General features: G+C 61.5%; 21 protein-coding genes. 12 read left to right on the forward strand and 9 right to left on the reverse strand.

Annotation, left to right across the window (positions count from 1 at the left end; genetic code table 11):
* Window positions 1–9 precede the first annotated feature (9 nt).
* Complete coding sequence (locus ALTER154_RS18290) at window positions 10–726, reverse strand: LrgB family protein (RefSeq protein ID WP_372239934.1); 717 nt, start codon at window positions 724–726, stop codon at window positions 10–12.
* The gene (locus tag ALTER154_RS18295; RefSeq protein WP_160089210.1) at window positions 723–1,082 is read right to left on the reverse strand and encodes a CidA/LrgA family protein; all 360 of its coding nucleotides are present in this window, start codon (window positions 1,080–1,082) and stop codon (window positions 723–725) included. The genes ALTER154_RS18290 and ALTER154_RS18295 overlap by 4 nt, the downstream gene beginning before the upstream one ends.
* Window positions 1,083–1,301: 219 nt before the next feature.
* On the opposite strand from ALTER154_RS18295, the gene ALTER154_RS18300 reads away from it, so the two are divergent.
* From ALTER154_RS18300 to ALTER154_RS18325, 6 genes are all read left to right on the forward strand, one after another.
* Complete coding sequence (locus ALTER154_RS18300; protein WP_160089212.1) at window positions 1,302–1,757, forward strand: MaoC family dehydratase; 456 nt, start codon at window positions 1,302–1,304, stop codon at window positions 1,755–1,757.
* A gap of 139 nt (window positions 1,758–1,896) precedes the next feature.
* A complete protein-coding gene (locus tag ALTER154_RS18305; RefSeq protein WP_160089214.1) occupies window positions 1,897–3,624 on the forward strand; it encodes a C13 family peptidase in 1,728 nt (575 codons plus the stop codon).
* A gap of 61 nt (window positions 3,625–3,685) precedes the next feature.
* Entirely contained in the window at window positions 3,686–4,327 is a 642-nt protein-coding gene (locus ALTER154_RS18310) for an oxidoreductase (protein WP_090255629.1), read from the forward strand.
* 20 nt (window positions 4,328–4,347) lie between these two features.
* Complete coding sequence (locus tag ALTER154_RS18315) at window positions 4,348–4,686, forward strand: DUF5629 family protein (RefSeq protein WP_160089216.1); 339 nt, start codon at window positions 4,348–4,350, stop codon at window positions 4,684–4,686.
* Window positions 4,687–4,704: 18 nt separating this feature from the next.
* On the forward strand, window positions 4,705–5,316 hold the full coding sequence (locus ALTER154_RS18320; RefSeq protein ID WP_160089218.1) for a class I SAM-dependent methyltransferase: 612 nt from the start codon (window positions 4,705–4,707) through the stop codon (window positions 5,314–5,316).
* Window positions 5,317–5,432: 116 nt separating this feature from the next.
* Window positions 5,433–7,991, forward strand: a complete 2,559-nt coding sequence (locus ALTER154_RS18325; protein WP_256665659.1) for an EAL domain-containing protein — start codon at window positions 5,433–5,435, stop codon at window positions 7,989–7,991.
* A gap of 56 nt (window positions 7,992–8,047) precedes the next feature.
* Here ALTER154_RS18325 and ALTER154_RS18330 read toward each other — a convergent pair whose 3' ends face one another.
* The 3 genes from ALTER154_RS18330 to ALTER154_RS18340 form a co-directional block, all read right to left on the reverse strand.
* Window positions 8,048–9,859 carry an FAD/NAD(P)-binding protein gene (locus ALTER154_RS18330; RefSeq protein WP_160089220.1) on the reverse strand — a complete coding sequence of 604 codons (1,812 nt, stop codon included), beginning with the start codon at window positions 9,857–9,859 and terminating at the stop codon, window positions 8,048–8,050.
* Between the two features lie 68 nt (window positions 9,860–9,927).
* Window positions 9,928–11,022, reverse strand: coding sequence for an extracellular solute-binding protein (locus ALTER154_RS18335; protein ID WP_160089222.1), 1,095 nt, complete (start codon window positions 11,020–11,022; stop codon window positions 9,928–9,930).
* Between the two features lie 109 nt (window positions 11,023–11,131).
* Window positions 11,132–12,019 (reverse strand): LysR substrate-binding domain-containing protein, encoded by an 888-nt coding sequence (locus tag ALTER154_RS18340; RefSeq protein WP_160089224.1) that lies wholly within the window; start codon window positions 12,017–12,019, stop codon window positions 11,132–11,134.
* Between the two features lie 117 nt (window positions 12,020–12,136).
* Between ALTER154_RS18340 and ALTER154_RS18345 the strand changes: the two genes are divergently transcribed.
* The 5 genes from ALTER154_RS18345 to ALTER154_RS18365 all read left to right on the forward strand — a co-directional run bounded on the left by ALTER154_RS18345 (window position 12,137) and on the right by ALTER154_RS18365 (window position 17,928).
* Complete coding sequence (locus ALTER154_RS18345) at window positions 12,137–13,483, forward strand: FAD-binding oxidoreductase (RefSeq protein WP_160089226.1); 1,347 nt, start codon at window positions 12,137–12,139, stop codon at window positions 13,481–13,483.
* Between the two features lie 22 nt (window positions 13,484–13,505).
* Entirely contained in the window at window positions 13,506–15,014 is a 1,509-nt protein-coding gene (locus ALTER154_RS18350; RefSeq protein WP_160089228.1) for an aldehyde dehydrogenase, read from the forward strand.
* Between the two features lie 34 nt (window positions 15,015–15,048).
* A complete protein-coding gene (locus tag ALTER154_RS18355) occupies window positions 15,049–16,413 on the forward strand; it encodes an NAD(P)/FAD-dependent oxidoreductase (protein WP_160089230.1) in 1,365 nt (454 codons plus the stop codon).
* Between the two features lie 93 nt (window positions 16,414–16,506).
* Window positions 16,507–16,968, forward strand: coding sequence for a hypothetical protein (locus ALTER154_RS18360; RefSeq protein ID WP_160089232.1), 462 nt, complete (start codon window positions 16,507–16,509; stop codon window positions 16,966–16,968).
* 93 nt (window positions 16,969–17,061) lie between these two features.
* Entirely contained in the window at window positions 17,062–17,928 is an 867-nt protein-coding gene (locus tag ALTER154_RS18365) for an MBL fold metallo-hydrolase (protein ID WP_160089234.1), read from the forward strand.
* Between the two features lie 3 nt (window positions 17,929–17,931).
* Here ALTER154_RS18365 and ALTER154_RS18370 read toward each other — a convergent pair whose 3' ends face one another.
* The 4 genes from ALTER154_RS18370 to ALTER154_RS18385 form a co-directional block, all read right to left on the reverse strand.
* Window positions 17,932–18,237: a YceK/YidQ family lipoprotein gene (locus tag ALTER154_RS18370; RefSeq protein WP_160089236.1), complete on the reverse strand. Its 306-nt coding sequence runs from the start codon at window positions 18,235–18,237 to the stop codon at window positions 17,932–17,934.
* Window positions 18,230–18,862, reverse strand: a complete 633-nt coding sequence (ubiX, locus tag ALTER154_RS18375; protein WP_160089238.1) for a flavin prenyltransferase UbiX — start codon at window positions 18,860–18,862, stop codon at window positions 18,230–18,232. Before ubiX ends, ALTER154_RS18370 begins: the two co-directional genes overlap by 8 nt.
* Window positions 18,863–20,215, reverse strand: coding sequence for a UDP-N-acetylmuramate:L-alanyl-gamma-D-glutamyl-meso-diaminopimelate ligase (mpl, locus tag ALTER154_RS18380; RefSeq protein WP_160089240.1), 1,353 nt, complete (start codon window positions 20,213–20,215; stop codon window positions 18,863–18,865).
* Window positions 20,216–20,554: 339 nt separating this feature from the next.
* Entirely contained in the window at window positions 20,555–22,456 is a 1,902-nt protein-coding gene (locus ALTER154_RS18385; protein WP_160089242.1) for a sigma-54-dependent Fis family transcriptional regulator, read from the reverse strand.
* Window positions 22,457–22,759: 303 nt separating this feature from the next.
* Between ALTER154_RS18385 and ALTER154_RS18390 the strand changes: the two genes are divergently transcribed.
* Window positions 22,760–24,280, forward strand: coding sequence for an aldehyde dehydrogenase family protein (locus ALTER154_RS18390; protein ID WP_160089244.1), 1,521 nt, complete (start codon window positions 22,760–22,762; stop codon window positions 24,278–24,280).
* The last annotated feature ends 157 nt before the right edge of the window (window positions 24,281–24,437 follow it).

The raw sequence follows: 24,437 nt of genomic DNA on the forward strand, positions 1-24,437 counted from the left end.
CACACCTCCTTATAGCCACAACAGAATCGCCAGCGGCAGCAACACGGCCGTGAATACGCCCATCAGGCTCATCGCCAGGGCTGAAAACGCGCCGCACTCCTCACCTTCCTGCAGCGCACGGGCGGTGCCAACCGCATGCGCGGTCAGGCCCAGGGCCATGCCCAGTGCAGCCGGGTGATGCACGCCACAGCGCTTAAGTAGCGCCGGGCCGATGATGGCGCCGATGATCCCGGTGATCATCACAAACACCGCGGCCAGGGCAGCAATCCCGCCAATCTGATTGGCCACCAGCATGGCAATCGGTGAGGTCACCGACTTGGGCGCCATGCTCATCAGCATGATCTGCTCGGCGCCGAAGACCCAGGCCAGGGTAATCCCCAATACAGTCGCGACCACGCCGGCCACCAGCAAGGTGATCAGGGTCGGCCAGAACAGCTGGCGAATACGCCGCAGATTAAGGAACAGCGGCACCGCCAGCGCCACCGTGGTTGGCCCGAGGAACAGCGTTAGCGCGGCGGCGCTGTCTTTGTATTCGGCAAAGGTCAGGCCGCAGGCCAAAAGAATGCCGATTACCGCAAGCATCGACAGCAGCACCGGCTGCAGAAACACCCAGCGGGTTTTCTCATAGGCAGCAATCGCCAGTTGATAGGCCCCAAGGGTGATGCCTACACCAAATAGCGGGTGATGGATCAACGCCTGCCAGGCGGCGTGCCAGTCCAGACTCATGCGTCCTCCCGGCGTTGTTGGCGGTCAATCAGTTTCTGCATCAGCCAGCCGGCAAACACGATCGAGATCAGCAATGACAGCAACAGCGCACCGGCAATCGCCCAGAAGTCGGCAAAGATATCCTCGGCATAGGCCATTACGCCCACCGCTGGTGGTACCAACAGCAGCGGCAGGTATTTCAGCAGGCTGGTGGAGGCCAGGTGCAGCGGCTCGCCGACTTCTCCGCGCAGCAGCAGGAAGACGAACAACAGCAACATACCGATGATTGGCCCCGGCAAAATCGGGATCAACAGGACATTCAGCGCAGTGCCGAGCAACTGGCACAGCACCAGCCAGGAAAGGCCGCGTAGCAGCATGATGGGTAATCTCCGAATCGTATGATCCCAGACGCAGTGCCGCGCATTATAAGCAGAAGCACCCGGCAAGGGCCGGTTTACAGCGGTTGCGCACGAGCCAACGGCATACCTTGTCCCATCGCAATAGGCACTTGACCCTGCGTCGAACCCATGATGATCTTAGGGCAGAAGGATTTTACGCCCCAAAAAAAACAACACTTGCGTCTTCAAGGAGAAACCATGACATCAGTACCCGCCGCTGAATTGCCCAGCTATATCGGTAAAGAGCTCGGCCGTTCCGAATGGCTGACCATCGACCAGGAACGCATCAACCAGTTTGCCGAATGCACGGGTGATCACCAGTTCATCCACGTCGACCCGGAAAAGGCCAAACTCACCCCCTTTGGCACCACCATCGCCCACGGTTTTCTCTCGCTGTCACTGGTGCCCAAGTTGATGGAAGGCATCATGATTATGCCTAAAGGGCTGAAGATGGCCGTCAACTATGGCCTGGACAGCGTGCGCTTTATCCAGCCGGTGAAGGTCAACTCCAAAGTCCGCCTGGTGGTGACGCTGACGGATGCCACCGAGAAGAACCCAGGCCAATGGCTGCTCAAGGCCAAAGTGGTACTGGAGATTGAAGGCTCGGAAAAACCCGCCTACATCGCCGAGCCACTGACCCTCTGCTTCGTCTGATTACCACCGCCGGATCAAGGCGCACCTGCATCTGCGGTGCGCCTTTTGTATTTTTAAATGCCCGACGGTGCGCTCAATCACGGCACTCCGGGCGTGTTAAGGCATACTCGGCATCGACCTTCTAGCCTGGATTTTCTGCATGCGCACGCTCGCCCGCCTGGCCCCTCTGAGTCTCGCCCTGTTGTTGGCCGCTTGCGGTGATGGCGAACCCTTACTGCCCCCCAATGCCGTGCTGCCTGATGGTGGCCGCTACCGTGGCGAAGTTGTCGACGGTCTGTTGCAAGGTCCTGGCCGCCTGGATTACAGCGATGGCAGTTACTACGACGGGCTGTTCAAGGACGGTCAGTTCAACGGCCCGGGCGAATGGCGCAGCAAGCACGGCGAGTTCTACAGTGGCGAGTTTCAGAACGGAGACTTCCACGGACAAGGCAGCCTCACCTACAGCGATGGCAGCCGTTACGAGGGCGGTTTTATCAACGGCAGGCCCAGTGGCGAAGGTCACCTAAAAAGCAGCCAATTGGAATACCGCGGTGAGTTCAGCAAGGGCCAATACAGCGGGCTGGGCAAACTGCAATGGAGTAACGGTGCCAGCTTCCAAGGCCAGTTCCAACAAGGCGAACCCGACGGCCAGGGTGTGCTCACCGACGCCGAAGGCAATGTGTACACCGGCACCTTCGATAACAGCCAACTTAACGGCCAGGGCAGCTTCAAGAATTCGGATGGCGACCTGTACAGCGGCCAGTTCCGTCATAACCAGTTCCACGGCAAGGGGCGCTACCAAAGCGCCGCTGGCGACGTCTGGAGTGGCCGCTTTGTGAACGGCAGCCTCACCGGCAAAGGCGAATTCAAGGGCAGCGACGGCAGCCATTACGCAGGCCAGTTCGACGATTGGAGCTACCACGGTGAAGGTCACCTAAACCTGGCCGACGGCAGTGCCTATCAAGGCAACTTCGCCTACGGCAGCTACCAGGGCAATGGCAGCCTGACCCTGGCCGATGGTACCCAGCAAAGCGGCACCTGGCAGAACGGCCGACTGATTCGTGATGCCCAGGGCAAAGCCATACCGGACGCCCTGGCCACCGGCGTGCTGGAGCAAGGCCGCCTGCTTGATGCCGCCATCGCCAAGCTGCCTGCCTCAACACCGGCTATCGAGCTGTATGCCCTGACCCTGGCGGGTGACGGCAAGCAAAGTGTATTCATGCGCGAAGCCGATTATGTCGGCAACCTGCTGCAGGAACGCTTCGCCGCCCACGGTCTGATCACCTTGGTCAACCACCGTGACCACCTGACCGATCGCCCCCTGGCCACTAGCGCCAGCTTGAGCCGCAGCATTCAAGCCCTGGCAGAGCGCAGCGGCAAAGAAGACCTGATCTTTATTTACCTGACCAGTCACGGTTCAGCGCAACACGAGCTGAACCTCGACCAGCCACGCATGCAGCTCGATGACCTGCCGGCCAGTGAGCTGGCAGCCCTGCTCGAACCGCTTAAGGATCGGCACAAGGTGCTGGTGATCTCGGCCTGCTACTCCGGTGGTTTTATCCCAAAGTTGCAGGATGACAAGACCCTGGTGATCACCGCAGCCCGGGCCGACCGGGTGTCCTTCGGCTGCTCGGAAGAAAACGACTTCACCTACTTCGGCCGCGCGTTGTTCGCCGAAGCCCTGCAGCAAACCGACGACCTGCAGCGTGCCTTCAAGCTGGCCCAGGCCAGCGTTGCCGAACGCGAAAAAGCCGACGGTTTCGAACCCTCCGAACCACAGATCTGGCCTGCCAAAGCGGTGCTCGCACAATGGCGTACGCTGCGCGAACAACAGGCCGAGCGCTCCCTGAACAATGCACTTGAGGCGCAATCTGCGGTCAACCGCTAACAGCCATGCGCGCCACCAACGGCCTGATAAGCTGATTGATATCAGCGGAGAACCTCACACTATGTATTTAACACCCCAGCACATCCTCCTCGCAGGTGCCACCGGACTGACCGGCGAACACCTGCTGGATCGCCTGCTGAACGAGCCCACCGTCGCCCGCGTACTGGCCCCCAGCCGCCGCCCGTTGGCAGCCCATGCACACCTGGAAAACCCGCAAGGCGAACTGCTGACCTTGCTGCCGGAACTGAGCGGCAAGGTCGATACCGCCTTCTGCTGCCTGGGCACCACGATTAAACAGGCTGGCTCGCAAGAGGCTTTTCGTGCGGTCGACCATGACCTGGTGCTCGCCTTCGCCGAACGCGCACGCGCCCTCGGCGCACGTCACCTGCTGGTGATCAGCGCCCTCGGTGCAGATGCCAACTCCACCGTGTTCTACAACAAGGTCAAAGGCCAAATGGAGCAAGCCCTGCGCGCGCAAGGCTGGCCGCAGTTGACCATCGTCCGCCCTTCGTTACTGCTGGGCGCCCGCCAAGAGTTTCGCCTTGGCGAGCGACTGGCCGCGCCCTTTATGCGCTGGTTACCGGGCAAGTACCGTGGCATTGAAGCCACCGTACTGGCCCGCGCGCTGTGGCGCTTGGCGCTGGAAGAGGATGCCGGCACCCGCGTGATCGAATCAGACCAACTGCGCCGTCTCGGCCGCTAACGACAAGAAGCCATCGACCTATGAGCACCACCCCGCACGACCTGATCAGCGCCCTGAGCGGCGCCGATATGCTGGAAATCGACGAGCTGCATGCCTGGCAGTTCAGCCTCAACGACGATCAACTGGCTCAACATCATGCCGGCACCACGCCCACTGACGATGCGCCGCTGCTGAGCATCGAATGCATGGACGGTCGAGCCCTGCGCAAATGGCATTTCAACCTGGCCCAGGTAATCGCCGCACGTTTTGATGGTGAGGCCGACGCCTGGCGCATCAGCGGCACGGCCGGCGTGCACCTGATCAAGTGTTTTGCCGCTGTCAGCGGCGACAACAGTGATCTGCCAGACGACGCCGAATAACCCTGCCGAGGGCAACCCGTGGGCCTGTATGACCGCTACCTGCTGCCACACCTGATCGACTTCGCCTGCGGCATGGGCGCGGTGATGAAAGCCCGCTCGCAACTGGTGCCACTGGCCCACGGCCGGGTACTGGAAATCGGCATCGGCAGCGGCCTTAACCTGGCCTTCTACGATGCCGCAAAGGTCAGTGTGATCATTGGCGTCGACCCCAGCGCCGATATGCAGAAACTGGCCAGGCAACGGGCCGCCGCGATCAGCATTCCAGTGGAGATGATTGCCCTCGAACTGGGGCAGATTCAGGCCGACGACGCCAGCTTCGACAGCATTGTCTGCACCTTCACCCTGTGCACCATTCCTGATGCTGTAGCCGCACTGAAAGAAATGCGCCGCGTGCTCAAACCTGGCGGTCGCCTGTTGTTCTGCGAACACGGCATGGCTCCCGAGCTGCCCGTGCTGAGCTGGCAGAACCGCCTGACCCCGATTTGGAAGCCGTTAGCCGGTGGTTGCCACCTCAATCGCGATATCCCGGCGTTGATCACAGCCGGCGGGTTTCAGATTGGCGAGCTGAGCAATCGCTACCTCAAAGGGCCAAAACCCATGACCTATATCTACCAAGGCTGGGCCTACTGAGCCACGCCTGACGATCCATCACGCGGCAAATCGCTCGTCGCCATCATCCCGCCACACCCCAGGCCATATTCTGGCTATCGTTAGGCTACGGACTTTGCATAGAAGTAGCCCCACGCATGATGCGCCTGCTCACTCGCCATCTCATCGCCCTGCTGCTCTTCACCGTGGGTTTCACGGTCACGCCTTATAGCGGCGCGCAGTCTCGTGCGGTCAGCGTGGGGGTCTACGCCAACGAGCCGAAAATCATCCTGGATCAAGAGGGCAAACTTTCCGGCATTCTCGGCGAGCTGCTGAACGAGATCGCCCGCCAGGAAAAGTGGCAACTGCAACCAAGGCCCTGCGAGTGGCAACAATGCCTGGAGATGGCACAAAGCGGCGAGATCGACCTGATGCCGGACGTGGCCTATAACGACAGCCGCGCAGAGGTACTCGACTTTCACACAGTGCCTTCGCTGGTCAGCTGGTCGCAGGTGTACAGCAACGAGAACCTGCAGCTGAAATCAGTACTCGACCTCAAAGACCTGCGCATTGCCGTCCTGCAAGGCTCGGTGCAGGAGGACTACCTGCGTGGGCTGCTGGACAGCTTCGACTTGAAAGCGCAATTGATCGGCGTACCCAGCTTGCAGCAAGGGTTTGCCCTGGTAGCGGACGAGCATGCCGACGCCGTAGTCGCCAACCAGCGCTTTGGTGATTTCCATGCGCCGAGCTACCGGCTGCAAAGCTCCTCAATCATGTTTCAGCCTGCGCAGCTGTTCTACGCAACCCGCAAAGGGCAAAACGCCGATTTACTGGCCGCCATCGATCAGCACCTGGCGAACTGGCAGAACTCGCCGTCCTCTGTGTACTACCAAACCCTGCTGCGCTGGGGCGGTGAGCGGCCACGCCTGCTGATCCCCACGGGTGTCTGGTGGGGACTGACGACCCTGGCACTGCTGCTGATTGCTGCCTTGGGCGGCGCATGGCTGTTACGCCGCCAGGTGCACGAGAAAACCCGCCACCTGCAGGCCGGCGAAGCACGCCTGAACACCATCCTCGACAGCGTCGAGGCGTACATCTACATCAAGGATGTGCAGCTGCGTTATCAATATGCCAACCGCAAGGTCTGCGAGCTGTTCGGCCAGAACCTTGAGCAGGTGATTGGCAAGACCGATGAACAGTTCTTCGACATCGACACTGCAACCAACCTGTATGACAACGACAGTCGCGTACTCACACTCGGCGAACGGGTGCAGACCGAGGAAATCAATCGCAGCCTGGACGGGAACACGCAGCACGCCTTTCTCTCGGTCAAGCTGCCGCTGCGCGACGATCACGGCAAGATTTACGCGCTATGCGGCATCTCCACTGACATCACCGAACACAAGAAGAACCTCGAAAAAATCAACCAGCTGGCCTTCTACGACCCACTCACCGGCCTGCCCAACCGCCGTCTACTGCTCGACCGCCTGCAACAGGCCCTGGCCAAGCATGCCCGCGGCCTGCAACAGGGCGCACTGCTGTTTATCGACTTGGACAATTTCAAAGACCTCAACGACACCCTTGGCCACGACATGGGCGACCAGTTGCTGCAGCAGGTCGCCGAACGCCTGAGTAGCCATGTGCGCGCCCAGGACACCCTGGCTCGTCTCGGCGGCGATGAGTTTGTGTTGATGCTCGAAGGCCTGAGCCTGAAGCCTGAACAGGCCGGCCAACAGGTTGAACACGTCGGCAACAAGATCATTAAGGCGCTCGCCGTGCCCTACACCCTGCAAGGCCGCAGCTATATCAGCACGGCCAGCATCGGCGTCGCCCTGTTCCCCAAGGAGGACAGTACGGTCGACGAGGTACTCAAGCGTGCCGACATGGCCATGTACCAGGCCAAAGCTGCCGGCCGCAACGCGTTGCGCTTTTTCGACCCGGCGATGCAGACCGAAGTCAGCGCCCGCGCCAGCCTGGAAAGCGACCTGCGCCAGAGCCTCGACCAGCACGACTTTATCCTGCACTACCAACCCCAGGTGGATGCTCACGGACAACTGGTCGGCGCCGAGGCCCTGGTCCGCTGGCTGCACCCTATACGCGGGCTGGTGCCGCCGGGCGACTTCATTCCCCTGGCAGAAAGCACGGGGCTTATTCTGCCGCTGGGTCGCTTGATCTTGCGTGCGGCGTGCCAACAACTGGTGGTATGGGCCCATGATCCACAGCTGGCGCACCTGACACTGGCGGTCAACGTCAGCGCCCGGCAGTTCCACCACCCCGACTTTATTGAAGACGTGTTTGCTGCACTCGCGGAAAGCGGCGCCAAACCTGAACGCCTGGAGCTGGAACTGACCGAAAGCCAACTGGTGGAGGATGTGGAAACGCTGATCGACAAGATGAGTCAGCTAAAAGCACGTGGCGTGCACCTGGCGCTGGATGATTTTGGCACCGGCTACTCCTCACTCAACTACCTCAAACGCCTGCCACTGGATAAGCTGAAGATCGACCAATCCTTCGTCCGCGACCTGCTCGAACACCCCAGCGATGCCGCCATCGTGCGCACCATCCTGGCGCTGGGAGCCAACCTCAATCTCAGCGTAACCGCCGAAGGCGTAGAAACTCAGGCGCAGTACGAGGCCCTGCAAGGCATGGGCTGCAGGCGCTTTCAAGGCTACCTGTTCGCCAAACCGGGGCCGGCTAGTGCGTTTTCACGTGCCTAAGACTATTTCAGTCACGATTGACCACTATTTAAAGCTAGCTTGCACCCAAAGACGGACTAGGTAAGTTCATTGACCGCACGCCAGGCCTGATCCACGGCCGCATGCAGGTAAGCGTCCCAACCAGCATCGGAATTGGCGATGGTCACCGCGCCCAAAGGCTGACGCGCCCGCTGCATCACCGCCGCGCCACCGTCCGGGCCATCGAACAGGGGATTGCTGTAGTAGGAATAGCCATGCGGCCAGCGGTTGACCGTGATGGCCAGCACGTCGCGCTGATGATCAAAACCACCACCACCGAGCACGCGCTGCAACTGATCACGGATTTGCGCTTCGTAGTCTGCAAAGGTGCGGGTGTATATCTGCATGCGCGCGGCCCGCGCCTGCGTGCGCAGGTCCGGGCCAACGCCAGCCGCATGCGGCACATGCACCAGATGCAGGCACATGGGCTGTTCAGGATCATTCGGCGCCTGATACCCGCCCAGATCCACCGGGTAATCCAGCTTCATCAGGCTGAAGGGCATGCCCGGCGCGTACACCTCCTGCATGCCCAACTCAACCCAACTCTGCCAATTACGAATCACCACGTTGGCGTAGACCATGGGCAGTTTGACGTTTTGCGCCAACGCCTGCGCCTGAGGGGCCGGCAGGTCGCGCAAAATGTAAGGAATGAGCATGTTGTAGCAGGCCAGCACCGAATGCCGGGCGCGCACCCGGTAAAGCTGCCCCGCCTGGCTGTAGCCGATGTCCACACCGCCCTCACGGTTGCGCACACTGACGACGGTGCTCGACAGGCGCAGGCGCACGGCCTGCTCGGGGTGATCCAAACGGCTGTAATCGAAGGCGGCCAGCACCACATCGTCCATGCCCTGCCCGGCGGCCACCGCCGGGATCAGGTCACGCACCAACAGCCGGGCGACACCGGCATTGCCGTCGGGAAAGTGGTAGATGTACGGCTCTTCTTCGCTGTCATCCTCCTCTAGGCCCAGGCCGGCAAAGCCCGGATAGCCGGCATAACGCGCGTAACTGGCCGGTAGAAAGTCGATGCGGTAGCCGTATTCGTCGCCGGAACGCTGCTGAAAGTAAGCGATAGCCTTGTCCGAAAGGCCGACATGGCGCTTGAGATAGGCGTGGTAACTCAAGCTGTCGAGGTAGGCCTCACGCTCATCGAGCGGCAGCGCCTGCAGGTAATTCTGTTCACCCGCATACAGCGCCAGCAGGGCGGCGCGGTCGCTTTCAGGTAGCGGGAACTGGCCAATGAAACCGGCCCAGTCGGGTTCTTCATCACTGTCTGCATCCGGCTCGCCGACGACCAACCGGTCTTCGCCAAAGGTCTGCTGATCGAAGAACACCGCACTGTCCAACTCGTCATACAGGCGATGCTGAAAGGCCTGATGAAAGCGCTCCAGCTTGATCCCCAGCGCCGTCAGCAAGCGCTGCACCTCGGCGCTGAAATTGGCCTTAGGCGAGTCCAGTGATTCGCTGCCGCCATAGCCCAGCAGTAAACGACCGCCCACACGAAACTCGTTGCGTTTGGCATGGCCACCGAAGTCGTCGTGATTATCCAGCAGCAGAATGCGCGCCTGCGGGTGGCGTTCACGGTAAAACCAGGCAGCCGCCAAGCCGCTGATGCCGGCACCCACCACGACCAGGTCATAGTCTTCATGCTGGGGCAGCTGATCGGTGGCGAACAACTTGCGCTCCCAGCCCAGTTGATGCGCCACCTCAAAGCTGCCCACATGGCTGCCGCGCAAGCCCGTCAACGCCGGCGGATACACGCGCGATTCGGCGCGCAGAAAGCGCCACGGCACCAGACCGGCGGCAATCGTCAGCGCCGCTCCGTTGAGAAAGTCGCGTCGTTTAATGCTCATAGCCGCCTCACAAAAAAGCCCCGTGCACGACGGGGCAAACTGCCTTTCATCACGCTTGGAACATCAGCTTAGTCGCTGTAGAGGCGACGCCAGTATTGGGTCATGACCCGTACCGTTTTCGGCTCAATGGTGCCGGATATGTAAAAGCTCGCGATTTCCTCATCTTCAGGCGCATAGCGACCATCTTTTATCGCGCGCCCAACGGCCTGTGCCTCGCTCACCGCACTGGGGTAGCTGTTGTATTCGGACACCTGCGTTGCCACCGTGGGCTCAAGCAGGTAGTTGATCCACTGGTAGGCGGCTTCGGTATTTTGGGCATCTGCCGGAATGCCCATCATGGTGAACCAGATCGGTGTCTGCCCCCGCGGTGTGATGTAGCGGATCTGCATGTCCAACTGGTTTTCCCGGACGATGCGATTGATCACGCCGGCGTCACCACTCCAGGCCATGGCCACGCAGATATCGCCACGGGTAATCTGATCACGGTAGGTCGAGTTGATCTGTTTGATATGCGGCCAGACCTGTTGCAGCTGAGCAAAAGCGGCCTGGTAATCCTCAACCTTGTTGCTGTTCGGATCACGCCCCAGGTAGGCCAGCACCATGGTGAAGACGTCTTGCGGCGAATCGAGAAACGACACCCCGCACTTGGCGAGCTTGCTCACCACCTGCGGGTCGAACAACAAGGCGTGGCTGCTGAGGTCGGCGTCTTTACCCAGTATGGCCTGCACCTTTTCCACATTGATCAAGATGCCGTTGGTGCCCCAGATAAACGGCACGCCATGACGGTTATCGGGATCGTGCATCTTCAGTTTTTCCAGCAACTGCGGGTCAAGGTGCACGCGGTTGGGAATCTTCGACCAGTCCAGCGGCAGGTAAGCGCCAGCCTTGATCTGCTTGGTCATGTACGACGATGACGGGTAGACCACGTCATAACCCGAATTGCCGGTGAGTAATTTGCCCTCCAGGGCGTCATCACTGTCGAGAATGTCGTACGTCAGGCGAGTGTTGAACTGCTGGGTAAAGTTGCGCTGCAGCTCGCTGGGGATCAACTCAGACCAGTTGAGCACATTCAGCGCCTGCTCGGTGGCCTGGGCTGACACAGCATGCAGGCCACAGATCGCGATGAGGGCAAGGCCTTTTAAACGGCGAATTGTTGTTTTCATGGGAGCTCTCGCAAACAGTCGTTAGGCGCCACGTCAGTGGCACCCCGACCATAGAGCGCGAGCCCGCACGCAACAACATGCGATTAGGGTACCTGGCTATTAATAAAACTTATACCGGCGCCGGGTTGAGTTTACTCAGCAGCCAGAGCCGGAATGCTTTGGCCTCGGGTTTAAGGCCACCAGCAGGGCTGAGCAGCAGATACCCTTCCAGTGGCACCTCATGGGGCAACGGCCGAATCAGGCGACCACTGGCCAGTTCCTCGCTGACCAGCAAAGGGTTGGTCAGCGCCACACCGGCGCCGGCCAATGCCAGGTCAATCACCTGATCAGCACTGACATAGGACATCTCACTGGTCAGGCGCACCTTGACGCCCTGCCGCTGCAACCACAGCCCCCACCAGTAACCATCGTCCTCGTGCAACAAGGGCATGCGCAGGAGGTCGCCGGGCATGTTCAGCGGCCCGTGTGCGGCCAGAAAAGCCGGCGAACACACCGGAAAGATCGGCGGTTGCAGCAACACCTCGCGTGGGCCGCTGAACTCCTCACCCTCGCCAAAGGCGATGCCTAGATCCGCGCGCTCGCTGCTGACCTCGCGAAAAGACGGATTAGGCTCCAGCGCGATACAAATGCCGGGATGCAATGCACGAAACTCACCCAGATGATGACGTAACCAGCGCCCGGCAAACCCCGGCACCACCAGCAGCCTCAGCCAACGCTGCTGTGCACGGCTGGTGAGCTCATAGGTGGCATCGGCAATTTGCGTCAGGGCGGCGCTGATTTGTTCAAAGTAACGCCAGCCGTCTTCGGTCAACAACACACCACGCGGCGTGCGCTGAAACAACGCTGTTTGCAGGCGATCCTCCAAGGTCTTCACATGCCGCCCGATGGCCGGCTGGGTGACGTGCAACTCTTTGGCCGCGGCCACATAACTGCCCAACCGAGCGGCTGCTTCAAAGGCCCGAACCGCGTTGAGTGGCGGCAATCGATTGGCGTTCATCAAACCCCCAACCTGCTATTAGTTTTTTTAACAACCTAGCACAGAAAACGCAGGTTGTTCGCCCCGCCGCGCTTACGCATGCTGGCCCCATGCAACCGCGCAGCAGCGAAGAACGCCATGAGCCAAGCCATCTTTCATCCCAGCTTGTACGACCGCAACACCTATCACCCCAGCTACTGGGCGGCACACACCGATTTGCCATCAGTTGGCCCACTGCCCGGGGACACCGAGGTGGAAGTGGCCATCATCGGCGGCGGCTATACCGGGCTGTCCTGCGCCCTGCACCTGCAGCGTGATCACGGCATCGCCAGCCTGGTGCTGGAGGCCGGCGCCATTGGTTGGGGGGCCAGCGGCCGCAATGCCGGCTTCAATACCCTGCCGGCCTGCAAGCTGAGTGCTCTTGAGGTTTTTCAGCGCTGGCCTGAGTCCGAAGCCCGGGCTTTTTTTGCCTCGCAACGCGAGGGCCAGGCGCTGGTCTATGAATTGGCGGAACAAGAGGGATTTGACCTACACGCCTGCGGCGCTGGCATCTACCAGGTGGCGCATTCGCGCGGCGCACTGGCTGACCTGGAGGAGGAAGGCCATTGGCTGCGCAAAGCGGGCATCCCCTGCGAACGGTTGAGCCGCGAAGCCTTTGCAGAGGTCGGGCACGCAGGCCCGGATCAGTTCGGCGCGCTGTACATGCATGAGGGGGGTGGGATCAATCCGCTGGCGCTGACGGCGGGACTCGCCCAAGCAGCCCGCCGCCATGGTGCCCAGTTGTACAGCCACAGCCCCATGCAACACTGGCACAAGCAGGCCGGTTGGCATGTGCTGCACACCCCGCATGGCCGCGTGCGGGCGCGACAGGTGGTACTCGCCACCAATGGTTACCGCGACAGCCAGGAGCCGCCCTCACTGGCACAACGCGTACTGCCGGCCATCTCCAACATCCTTGTCAGCGCACCGCTGAGTGAGGCGCAGTGGCAGGCCATAGGCCTAAGCACCCTAAGCCCCATGTCCGACACCCGCATGTTGGTGACCTATTACCGCCGCCTGCCGGACAACCGCTTACTGCTGGGCGCACGCAGCGACACCTGGGGTGATCCACGGCTCGACGCGCGCCTGCAGCAACTGCTGCTGCATCTGCTGGCGAAGAAGTTCCCCGAGGCCGGCGCCATACCGATTGACTACTTCTGGCGCGGCTTGGTGTCACTGACCCGCAAGCGGGTGCCGAGTTGGGGCCGGGTGCCGGATGACCCCAGCGTGCTGTTCAACCTGGGCTGCTTCGGCTCGGGGGTCAACAGCATGCCCTGGCTGGGGCGCACGCTGGCCCGCGCACTGGCCGGCTATCCGCTGAATGCACGCGAAGACTGTGCGGTCTACCGTGAATTACCCGGGCGACTGCCGCGCAGCCCCTGGCTGCAACGCAGCGGCCTGCAACTGGCTTATCTGCACTATGGCTTGCAAGACCGCCTGGCCTGAACCATCACATCGAGAGAGTCCCATGACCGCAACCGCCACCCTCATGCTTGAACGCTCCGCCCAGCACTTTGTCGATGGTCAGTACCTGCCCGGCCACGGCGCCCGCGTGGCCATCATCGACCCGGCCACCGAGGCGGAAATCGGCTGCTATGCCGAAGCCACCGAGGCTGAAATGGAACAAGCCATCGCCCTGGCCAATCAGGCCCAAAAAGGTTGGTGGGCGCTCAGCGCATTGGAACGTGCCGACGCCCTGCACCGGGTCGCCGACCGCCTCGGCGAACTCAGTGCCCAGGTGGGCGAATGCCTGACCCGCGAGATGGGCAAACCCTACCGCGAAGCGGAGTGGGAAGCCGGCGCCTCGGCTTCAGCCTTCCGCTACTACGCCGAACTGGCCCGCCAGGAACACGGCCGCGTGGCCGGCCCGGCCATCGCCGGTCAGCTGCACATGACCCTCAAGGAGCCGCTGGGCACCGTGGTTTCCATCGTGCCCTACAACTTCCCGGTGCTGCTGTTCGGCTGGCAGGCCGCAGCCTCGCTGGCTGCCGGCAATGCCATCATCGTCAAACCGTCGGAGCTGACCTCGCTGACCCTGCTACTGGTCATGCAGGCTTTCGATCATCTGCCGGCCGGACTGGTGCAATGCCTGACCGGCGGCGCCAACGTTGGTCGCCATCTGGTGGCGCACCCGCATACCCATGCGGTGGCCTTCACCGGCAGTGTGCCGGCCGGTCAGGCGGTGGCGCAAAGTGCTGCGCTGCGCTTCAAACCAGTGCTGATCGAAGCCTCGGGCAATGACCCGTTTATCGTCATGCCCTCGTCGCCGGTGGAGATCGTCGCCCGTGGCGCCGCCTTCGCCGCCTTTCTCAATTGCGGTCAGGTGTGCACCTCAGCGGAACGCTTCTACGTGCATGAAGATGTTTACGACCGTTTCGTCAGCGCCCTGGCGGCCGAGGCTCGCGCGCTGCGCATCGGCAACGGCCTGGAGTGTGTCGACATCGGCCCGATGGCATCGGCTCGTGAGCGGGCGCGGGTAGAGAACATCATCGCCCGCGCCGTGGAACAGGGCGCGCGCATCGTCTGCGGCGGCAAGCGCCCGGCAGACCGCGAGCAGGGCTGGTTCTTCGAACCCACGGTGCTGGAGGTCAGCCACGCAATGGACATCATGCACGGCGAGTTCTTCGGCCCGCTGGCGCCAGTGTGCAAGGTGCGCAGCCTGGACGAAGCCATCGCCCTGGCCAACGACTCCGAATTCGGTCTGGGCGCCAACATCTACACCGAGAACCTCGCCGAAGCCATGCGCGCGGTGAACGAGATCGAATCCGGCATCGTCTGGGTCAACACCCCGCTCAACGACAACGATTGCGTGCCCTTCGGCGGCCGCAAGATGACCGGCCAGGGCCGTGAACTGGGCATCGAGGGGCTGGAGCAATTCCGTCGTTCGAAGATGGTGATGATCGCCCCGCAGGCCATCGACGACCCGGAATGGTTCCCCTACCCCGATGACGAGGCCTTCCCGGCCACCCAGCAATAACCGCCCTTGCAGGTTCACACAGGAGCTCAAGCCGATGAATCGTCGCACCCTGTTAAAAAGCGCCACCCTGGCGGCCGCCATGGCCGCTGTCAGCACCAGCCAAACGAGTCTGGGCGCGACGCGCAGCCCAAAGAGAATCATCGTCATCGGCGCGGGCATCGCCGGCCTGGCAGCGGCCAGTCAATTGGCGGGACGCGGGCATCAGGTCACGGTGCTGGAAGCCCGTACGCGCCTGGGTGGCCGCTTGTGGACCAGCCAGGCCTGGGCTGATGCGCCCGTGGATCTGGGCGCCTCGTGGATTCACGAAATGGACGGCAACCCTCTGACTGCGCTCGCCGAGGAAGCCGGCGCGCGGTTGATCACCACTTCCTATGACAGTGTCATCGACTACGACGTTAACGGTCGTCCGCTGAGCGCCGCACGGGCCGCGCGCCTGGCCACCCTCAAGGATGAATACCAATGGGCCATCGACCAGGGTCAACGTCACAGCATCGACCGCTCGCTGCGCAACACGATTGAGAGCGAACTGGACTGGGCCTCCCTCAGCAACGCCGACCAGGAGTTGCTGGCGTTTATCACCAACAGCACGGCCGAGCAGGAATACGCCGGCAGTCGCAACGACTTGTCGACCTACTGGTTTGACAGCCTGGGCGGCTACGATGGCGACGATGCCGTGTTCGCCGAGGGCTACCAGACGCTGATCAACTTCCTGGCACGCGGGCTGAATATCCAACTCGGGCAGACAGTCAGCGCCATTGACTCCAGCACCTCGACAGTTAAGGTTACAACCAACAGCGGCACCTTCAGCGCCGACCGGGTCATCGTCAGCGTTCCATTGGGCGTGTTGAAGAAAGGCACGATCCGCTTCACGCCCGCCCTGCCCAGCAAAAAGACCACCGCCATTAACAAACTGGGCATGGGCCATTTCAACAAGTGCTACCTGCGCTTCCCCACCCAGTTCTGGCCGCAGCAAGACTGGCTGGAATACATCCCGCCGCAGTCTCAGCACGGCCAGTGGAGCCAATGGCTGAACCTCGGCCGCCTGACCGGCCAACCGGTGCTGCTCGGCTTTAACGCGGGCGACTTTGGCCGGCAGATCGAAGCCTGGAGCGATGCCCAGATCGTTGCCAGCGCCATGGCACGCCTCAGGCTGATCTTTGGTCAGCAGATTCCAGATCCGGTCAGCGTCCAGATCACCCGCTGGAGTCAGGACCCATTCAGCTATGGTGCCTACTCGTTCAACAAGCTGGGGGCTAAGCCGGCGATGCGTGATGACCTGGCAGCCCCCATCGGGAACCGGCTGTTCTTTGCCGGCGAAGCCACACACAAAAACATGTTTGCCACCGTACACGGTGCCTTGCTCTCCGGCCGCCGGGCCGCCACGCAGGCGCAAGCCTGAACAAAGACCGGCCGGCCATCTCAACGTGATTACAGGCCGTTAACGACGTAAAGACTCGCCTAAACTTGCAGCACACCTTATTGGGAGAGGCTCATGCCAAGGCCGTCACTGCGTCACATTGCCAATCTCAGCACTGTCCTCACGGCCGCCCTTGCGGCTTTTGGTCTGGTGATTGCGGTCTGGCAAATTCGTGCAGCTGAATCAAGCCAGCGCGAAGCCTCAGCCCGCGATGCCTACAAGGAATACCTCAAGCTGGCCATCGAAAAACCTGAACTCACCGACCTGCAACTGTCCAGCGCCATGGACCCAGCGGCGCGGAAAGTGGCCCAAGAAAACTTCTTCAGCTTTTACTTATTTAGCGCCGAACAAATCTACGAAACATACAGCGCTGACCCAGGCTGGCAGCGCAGCCTGCAAACAGACCTGTGCGGGTTTCATCACGATCTCAATGATCGCCTTGCCGACTGGCAATGGCGTCAACATGAGCCAGCGTTTGCGCAGTTTGCCCAGGAAACCCTGGCGAACTGCTCTGAGGTAGCAATCGATAAAAACTAATGGGACTCACCACTGTCCCCGCAACAAAACTTCAATAGCCTGAGCCCGCTTAACACGGCAATCTGCATGGATATCCACATGACAAGAGCCTCCATGCGAACCCTCACCACCCTCACCGGCAACAGCCAAAAACTTGATGGCGGCGCGATGTTTGGCAACGCGCCCAAAGCCCTGTGGCAACGCTGGATGAAGCCGGACGAACTGAACCGCATCGACCTCGGTTGCCGCGCCCTGCTGGTACAAGAGGATGAGCGCAATATCCTGATTGAAACCGGAATCGGCGCATTCTTCAGCCCTGACCTGAAAGAACGCTTCGGGGTTCAAGAAGACCGACACGTGCTGCTCGACAGCCTGGCCGCTGTCGGCCTGAGTGATGCCGACATCGACATTGTGGTGCTCACCCACCTGCACTTTGATCACGCCGGCGGCCTGCTCGCCGCCTGGGAAGAAGGCCAACCGGCACGCCTGTTGTTCCCCAATGCGCAATTCATCACAGGCCGCCGTCAGTGGCAGCGCGCCTGCCAGCCGCACGCCCGCGACCGCGCTTCCTATATCCCTGAGCTGATGGCGTTACTGGAAGGCAGCGGCCGCCTGCAGCTGATCGAGGAAACCGAACACTGCGAGCTGCTTGGCGCGGACTGGCGTTTGCATTGGAGCGATGGTCACACGCCCGGCCAACTGCTGCCGGAAGTGGCCATGCCGGACGGCCCGGTGGTATTCCCGGGCGACCTGATCCCTGGCGCGCCGTGGGTGCATCTGCCCATCACCATGGGCTACGACCGTTTCCCTGAAGGCCTGATCGAAGAAAAAGAAGCCCTGCTGGCCGACCTGTTCACCCGCAACGGCCGACTGGTATTCACCCACGACCCCGCTACCGCCATGGGCCGCATTAGCCGTGATGAAAAAGGACGCTATTCGGTGCAGCAGGCCACTGAGCAGGTTTGCCAACTGACAGATTGACGCCTAAAGGCCGCCGCTGATTCCCAGATTCAAGCCAATGGCCATCGCCAGGGACAGCGGCAGCAGCAAGGTGTCGAGCAATGCGCTGACCGGCAGATCAGCCGCCGGATACGCAGGGGCTTCGGCGCCGAAGCGGTCCGTGGCGCAGCAGCCGCCTTGCAGCGCATACAGGTTAAGCCGTGTGCCGGCGTACACCACCGGCGCATCGGGCTTGGCGGCATCCAGGGTGCGTACGGTGGCACAACCGCTGAGCGACAGGGCCAGGCTCAGGCCCAGGCCCAGAGCGAGGCAACTCAGCCGCTTATTCATCAGGGCTGATCTGATGATGTTCTCCCCAACGCGGCAGCAAGTCCTGGGGAATATTCAGGCAGTTGAGGATCCGCGCCACGACGAAATCCACCAGGTCATCAATGGTCTGCGGCTGGTGATAAAAGCCCGGAGCAGCCGGCAGAATAATCGCGCCCATGTTAGACAGTTTGAGCATGTTCTCCAGATGAATACTGGAGAACGGTGCCTCACGCGGCACCAGAATCAATTGACGACGCTCCTTGAGGGCCACGTCGGCGGCGCGCTCAATAAGATTGTTGCAGGCGCCATTGGCAATCGCCGAGAGTGAGCCGGTGCTGCATGGCACCACCACCATAGCAGTGGGCGCACCCGAGCCAGAGGCCGCCGGCGCCATCCAGTCTTCTTTGCCAAAGACGCGAATCTGCCCCGGCGCGGCGCCGGTGTACTCGCTCAAGAATGCCTGCATGGCCTGCGGTTTGCTCGGCAGGCTGACATCCGTTTCGGTGGCCATGACCAACTGCGCGGCCTTGGAAATCAGAAAGTGCACCTCGCGCTCTTCCTGCACCAGGCAGTCGAGCAGGCGTAGGCCGTATTGAGCGCCGGACGCGCCCGTCATAGCCAAGGTAATACGTTCAGGACCGGACATTTATGCCTCCAAGGCCGCAGCCAACTTGCCATGCAAGCCGCCAAAGCCGCCGTTGCTCATCACCACTACTTGGGTGCCCGGTGCCGCTTCTGCCTTGACCCCTGCAATGATCGCTTCCAAGGAATCGCAGACCTGAGTCGGCACGGTCGACGTAGCTACTGTGCCGGCCAGATCCCAACCGAGATTCGGCGGCGCGTACCAGTACACCGAGTCTGCCTGCACCACGGATTCCGGCAGACCATCACGGTGCGCGCCGAGCTTCATCGAGTTGGAACGCGGCTCGACGATGGCGATCAATTTGGCGTCGCCGATGCGTTTGCGCAGACCATCCAGGGTGGTGGCAATCGCCGTCGGGTGATGGGCGAAGTCGTCGAAGATGGTCACGCCCTTCACTTCGGCGACCTTCTCCATTCGCCGCTTGGCGTTGATAAAGCTGCACAGCGCGGCGATGCCCAGCTCCGGCACCACGCCGACATGCCGCGCCGCCGCGAGCACCGCCAGGGCGTTGGCCACGTTGTGCTGGCCGGTCAGCTGCCAGTCCACGGTGCCTGCGGTTTTACCTTCGAAACTCACCTCGAAACGCGAGCCGTCGGCGCTAAGCAGGCGCGCTTGCCACTGACCGCCTTCACCTGTGGTCTGCACCGGCGTCCAGCAACCCATCTCGATTACCCGCTTAAGCGCAGGCTCGGTGGTCGGATGAATGATCAGACCGTCGCCCGGAATGGTACGCACCAGATGGTGGAATTGCCGCTCGATGGCCGCCAGATCCGGGAAGATGTCCGCGTGATCGAATTCCAGGTTATTCAGAATCGCGGTGCGCGGGCGGTAGTGGACGAACTTGCTGCGCTTGTCGAAGAAGGCGCTGTCGTACTCGTCGGCTTCCACCACAAAGAACGGCGTGCCACCCAGGCGCGCGGAAATACCAAAGTTCTGCGGCACGCCGCCAATCAAAAAGCCCGGGCTCATACCGGCATGTTCCAGCACCCAGGCCAGCATACTCGAACTGCTGGTTTTACCATGGGTGCCAGCCACCGCCATGACCCACCGGCCCTGCAGCACATGGTCGGCCAACCACTGCGGGCCGCTGACATAAGGCAGGCCCTTGTTCAGCACATACTCCACCGCCGGGTTGCCGCGCGACAGCGCGTTACCGACCACCACCAAGTCCGGCGCGGGGTCGAGTTGGGCGGCGTCATAGCCCTGGGTCAGTTCGATGCCCTGAGCCTCCAACTGGGTGCTCATAGGCGGGTAGACATTGGCGTCGGAGCCGGTCACGCGGTGACCGAGTTCCTTGGCCAGCACGGCCAGCGAGCCCATAAAAGTGCCGCAGATGCCGAGAATATGGATATGCATGATTTACCTTGAAGGCGTCGTCAGAGCCGGTGAATAAGGCGGGATAAAAACTGGCCGCAGATTAGCACAGCGCCTTTGAGCTTTTCCGTAGGTTGGGTCGGGCGGTGATCCGTTGCAGTACAAAGCGGCAGCGCCCAACGACCCACACAAACTCGTTGGGCTTCGCTGCGCTCAACCACAACCTACAGATGCTAGAAAATACCACCGCATGCTGGCATAAAAACCGTAGGTTGGCGTTGAGGCGCGCAGCGCCGAAGCCCAACAATGCACTCCGCCTGTTGGGCTTCGCTACGCTCAACGCCAACCTACATGCCCTATCAAAAACGCCGACCTACCGCGTCAACAACCCTGCTTGGCTATCCCGTGTTTGCGCAGTTTGCGGTACAGGGTGTTGCGGCTGATACCCAACTGTTCGGCGGCATGACTAATGTGCCAGTGCTGGGCATCGAGCACCGCCAGCAGCGCCTGGCGTTCAGCATCGCCCAACTGGTCGGGTTTGCTGACGGGCAATGCGGGCAGTGCAGGCCGGGCATGGCGCATTTCAGCCGGTAAATCGGCGTGACTTATCACGCCGTTTTCACATAACGCACACAGGGTGCGCAGCACATTGCGCAGCTGGCGCACATTACCCGGCCAGGAATAGGCGAGCAACGCCTCGCGAGCCGCATCATCAAGCCGTGCAGATTGTCCACGCGCCTCTTCGGCAAGCAGGAAATCCAGCAGCGCCAGCTTGTCGCTGCGGTCACGCAGCGGCGGCAACTCGATCACCAGGCCATTGAGGCGATAGAACAGGTCCTGACGAAACTCGCCGCTGGCTACTCGCTGGGTGAGGTCGCGGTGGCTGGCGCTGATCACTCGCACATCAATGGCCTGTGCTTCACCGCCAATTGGTTCAACCCGGCGCTCTTCCAGCACCCGCAGCAGGCGGGTCTGCAGCGCCAGCGGCATATCGCCGATTTCATCGAGGAACAGGGTGCCGCCATCGGCCTGCTGCAGCTTGCCGCGCATGCCTTCCTTGCGCGCGCCGGTAAAGCTGCCGCCGCGATAACCGAACAGTTCGCTCTCGATCAGGCTCTCGGGAATTGCCGCGCAGTTCAGCGCGACAAAGGGCTTACCGCCACGCGAGCTGACCTGATGCAGGGCCTTGGCAAAGGCTTCTTTACCGGTGCCGGTTTCGCCGCCGATCAGCAGCGGCACATCACGCTCATACACCCGCAGCGCACGGCGGAAATCACTCTGCAAACCAGGGTCAGCCAGACACAGCCCGGGCGTTGCCAAGCTCGCAGCAGACAGTGCCTGAGCACTGCGCCGCGGCTGGCCGCGCAGCATGGCGAACAGCAGCTGGCCACGCTGGGTATACAGCGGCCAACTGGCGCTGGGCTGCGCCGAAGCACGGCCGAGCAGGTCATCCAGGCGGCAATCAAATACCTCGATCAATGTGCGCCCGAGCAACTGTCGACGCGAAAGGCCGAGCAGATTGATCGCACTCTGATTCACCGCACTGACCCGGCCATCACCATCAAAAGCCAGCAGCCCTTCGCTGAACTGGCCGATATATTCGGCCTGGGCGTGGAAGCGCAGCAGCCACTCACCTTCATAGCTGCGCAGGAAATGACAGCCTTCGATGGCCTTGGCCGACAGGTTGACCAAGGCCATGGTGTGGAACTGGCTCTGCCGCGATACGTCATGCCGCGCCGAGGACACATCCAGCACCGCCAGCAGCTCCCCATGCGGATCGAAAACCGGGCTGGCCGAGCAAGTCAGACCGGTATGCCGGCTGCGGAAATGTTCATTCTGGTGGATGGTCAGCGGCTGGCGCTCTACCAGGCAGGTGCCAATGCCATTGGTGCCTTCGCAGGCTTCGCTCCAATCGGCACCCAGCCACAAGCCGGCCTGCTCGAAAGTGCGTTTTTCCGCCTGTTCGGTGACGCAGTTGAGGATCACCCCACGGGCATCAGTCAGCAGCACCGCGTGGCCGCTGCCGGCCAACTGGCGGTGCAGGCTGTTCATCTCATTGCTGGAAATCTCTAGCACCTGTTGCAGCTGCTCGCGCCGTTCCAGCATGTGCGCGTGCTCGATCACTGCCGGTGGCATGCTTTGCGCAGGGTCGAGGTGATGCTGCTGCAGACAACGCAGCCAGGAGCGCGCCACCGAAGAATCGGCAGCCGGGCCGGCGAGTTGCCCGCGCCCTTGGGCCACGGTCAGCACCTGCTGGGCGTGGCGGCTTGCAGGGTTGTGCATTGTTATTGTTCTCCGCGTTGGAGGTGCACGTGATGGCCGAGCATCCACCAGCTTTCCGGCTATTGCAAGACACGCTGACCGATGAGTCACCACGCTGTATCGCCTCTGGTACAGAGTGTCACGCGGGCTGTATCAGGGCCGATACAGCCCGCGCGCCACAACCTTCAACCGCAACCCACGCAACCGCTCTAGATTGGGAATCACGCGCACCTGGCCCAGCCCTTGCTCTGTCTCTGCACAAGCGCCACAGCGCGCCGTTCGCTGCATCACCAGAACAAGCATAAGAACCAGGAGATATTCAGCATGCGTTACGCCCATCCCGGTACCGAAGGTGCCCTCGTTTCCTTTAAATCCCGTTATGGCAACTACATCGGCGGCGAGTTTGTCGCGCCGGTCAAAGGCCAGTACTTCACCAATACCTCGCCGGTGAACGGCCTGCCGATTGCCGAGTTCCCGCGCTCCACTGCCGAGGATATCGACAAGGCCCTCGACGCCGCCCACGCCGCCGCCGATGCCTGGGGCAGCACTTCGGTGCAAGAGCGCTCGCTGACCCTGCTGAAGATCGCCGACCGCATCGAAGCCAACCTGGAAGTGCTGGCCATCACCGAAACCTGGGACAACGGCAAGGCCGTACGGGAAACCCTGAATGCCGATATTCCGCTGGCCGCCGACCACTTCCGCTACTTCGCTGGCTGCCTGCGCGCCCAGGAAGGTTCTGCCGCCGAGATAGACGGCAACACCGTGGCCTATCACATCCATGAACCGCTGGGCGTGGTCGGGCAGATCATCCCGTGGAACTTCCCCCTGCTGATGGCCGCCTGGAAACTCGCCCCGGCCCTGGCCGCCGGTAACTGCGTGGTATTGAAACCGGCCGAGCAAACCCCGCTGGGCATCAGTGTGCTGATGGAGCTGATCGGCGACCTGCTGCCGCCGGGCGTGCTCAACGTGGTGCAGGGTTACGGTAAAGAAGCGGGCGAGGCCCTGGCCACTAGCAAACGCATCGCCAAGATCGCCTTTACCGGCTCGACACCGGTGGGCGCGCATATCATGAAATGCGCCGCCGAAAACATCATTCCGAGCACCGTGGAGCTGGGCGGCAAATCGCCAAATATCTTCTTCGAAGACATCATGCAGGCCGAGCCAAGCTTTATCGAAAAGGCCGCCGAAGGCCTGGTGCTGGCCTTCTTCAACCAGGGTGAGGTGTGCACCTGCCCATCCCGCGCGCTGGTGCAGGAATCGATCTACCCGGCCTTTATGAAAGAAGTGATGAAGAAGGTCGAGCAGATCAAACGTGGCGACCCGCTGGACACCGACACCATGGTCGGCGCGCAAGCCTCCGAGCAGCAGTTCGACAAGATCTTGAGCTACTTGGAAATCGCCAAGCAGGAAGGTGCCGAGCTGCTCACCGGCGGTGCGGTGGAAAAACTCAGCGGCACCCTGGACGGCGGTTATTACATCCAGCCGACCCTGCTCAAGGGCCACAATAAGATGCGCGTGTTCCAGGAAGAAATCTTCGGCCCGGTGGTCAGCGTCACCACCTTCAAGGACGAAGCCGAAGCCCTGGCGATTGCCAACGACACCGAGTTCGGCCTTGGTGCCGGCCTGTGGACCCGCGACATCAACCGCGCCTACCGCATGGGCCGAGCGATCAAAGCCGGTCGCGTATGGACCAACTGCTACCACCTATACCCCGCCCATGCTGCCTTCGGCGGCTACAAGAAGTCCGGTGTCGGCCGTGAAACCCACAAGATGATGCTCGATCACTACCAGCAGACCAAGAACCTGCTGGTCAGTTACGACATCAACCCACTCGGCTTTTTCTGACCCCCTGCGCAACCGCAGCCGATGCTCGGAAACGACATCGGCCTGCCAGCCCGCGCCCAGGTCTAGACCAGAGGCGTAGTTGGCACAGCGGTTGCTGATCCACTGGGTAACACTTTTCCCTCAAATACCTACAAGCCTGACCGGGCGTGCGCTGCGG

Origin of the sequence: Pseudomonas sp. 9AZ (assembly GCF_902506525.1) — a bacterium.
Classification (GTDB): Bacteria; Pseudomonadota; Gammaproteobacteria; order Pseudomonadales; family Pseudomonadaceae; genus Aquipseudomonas; species Aquipseudomonas peli.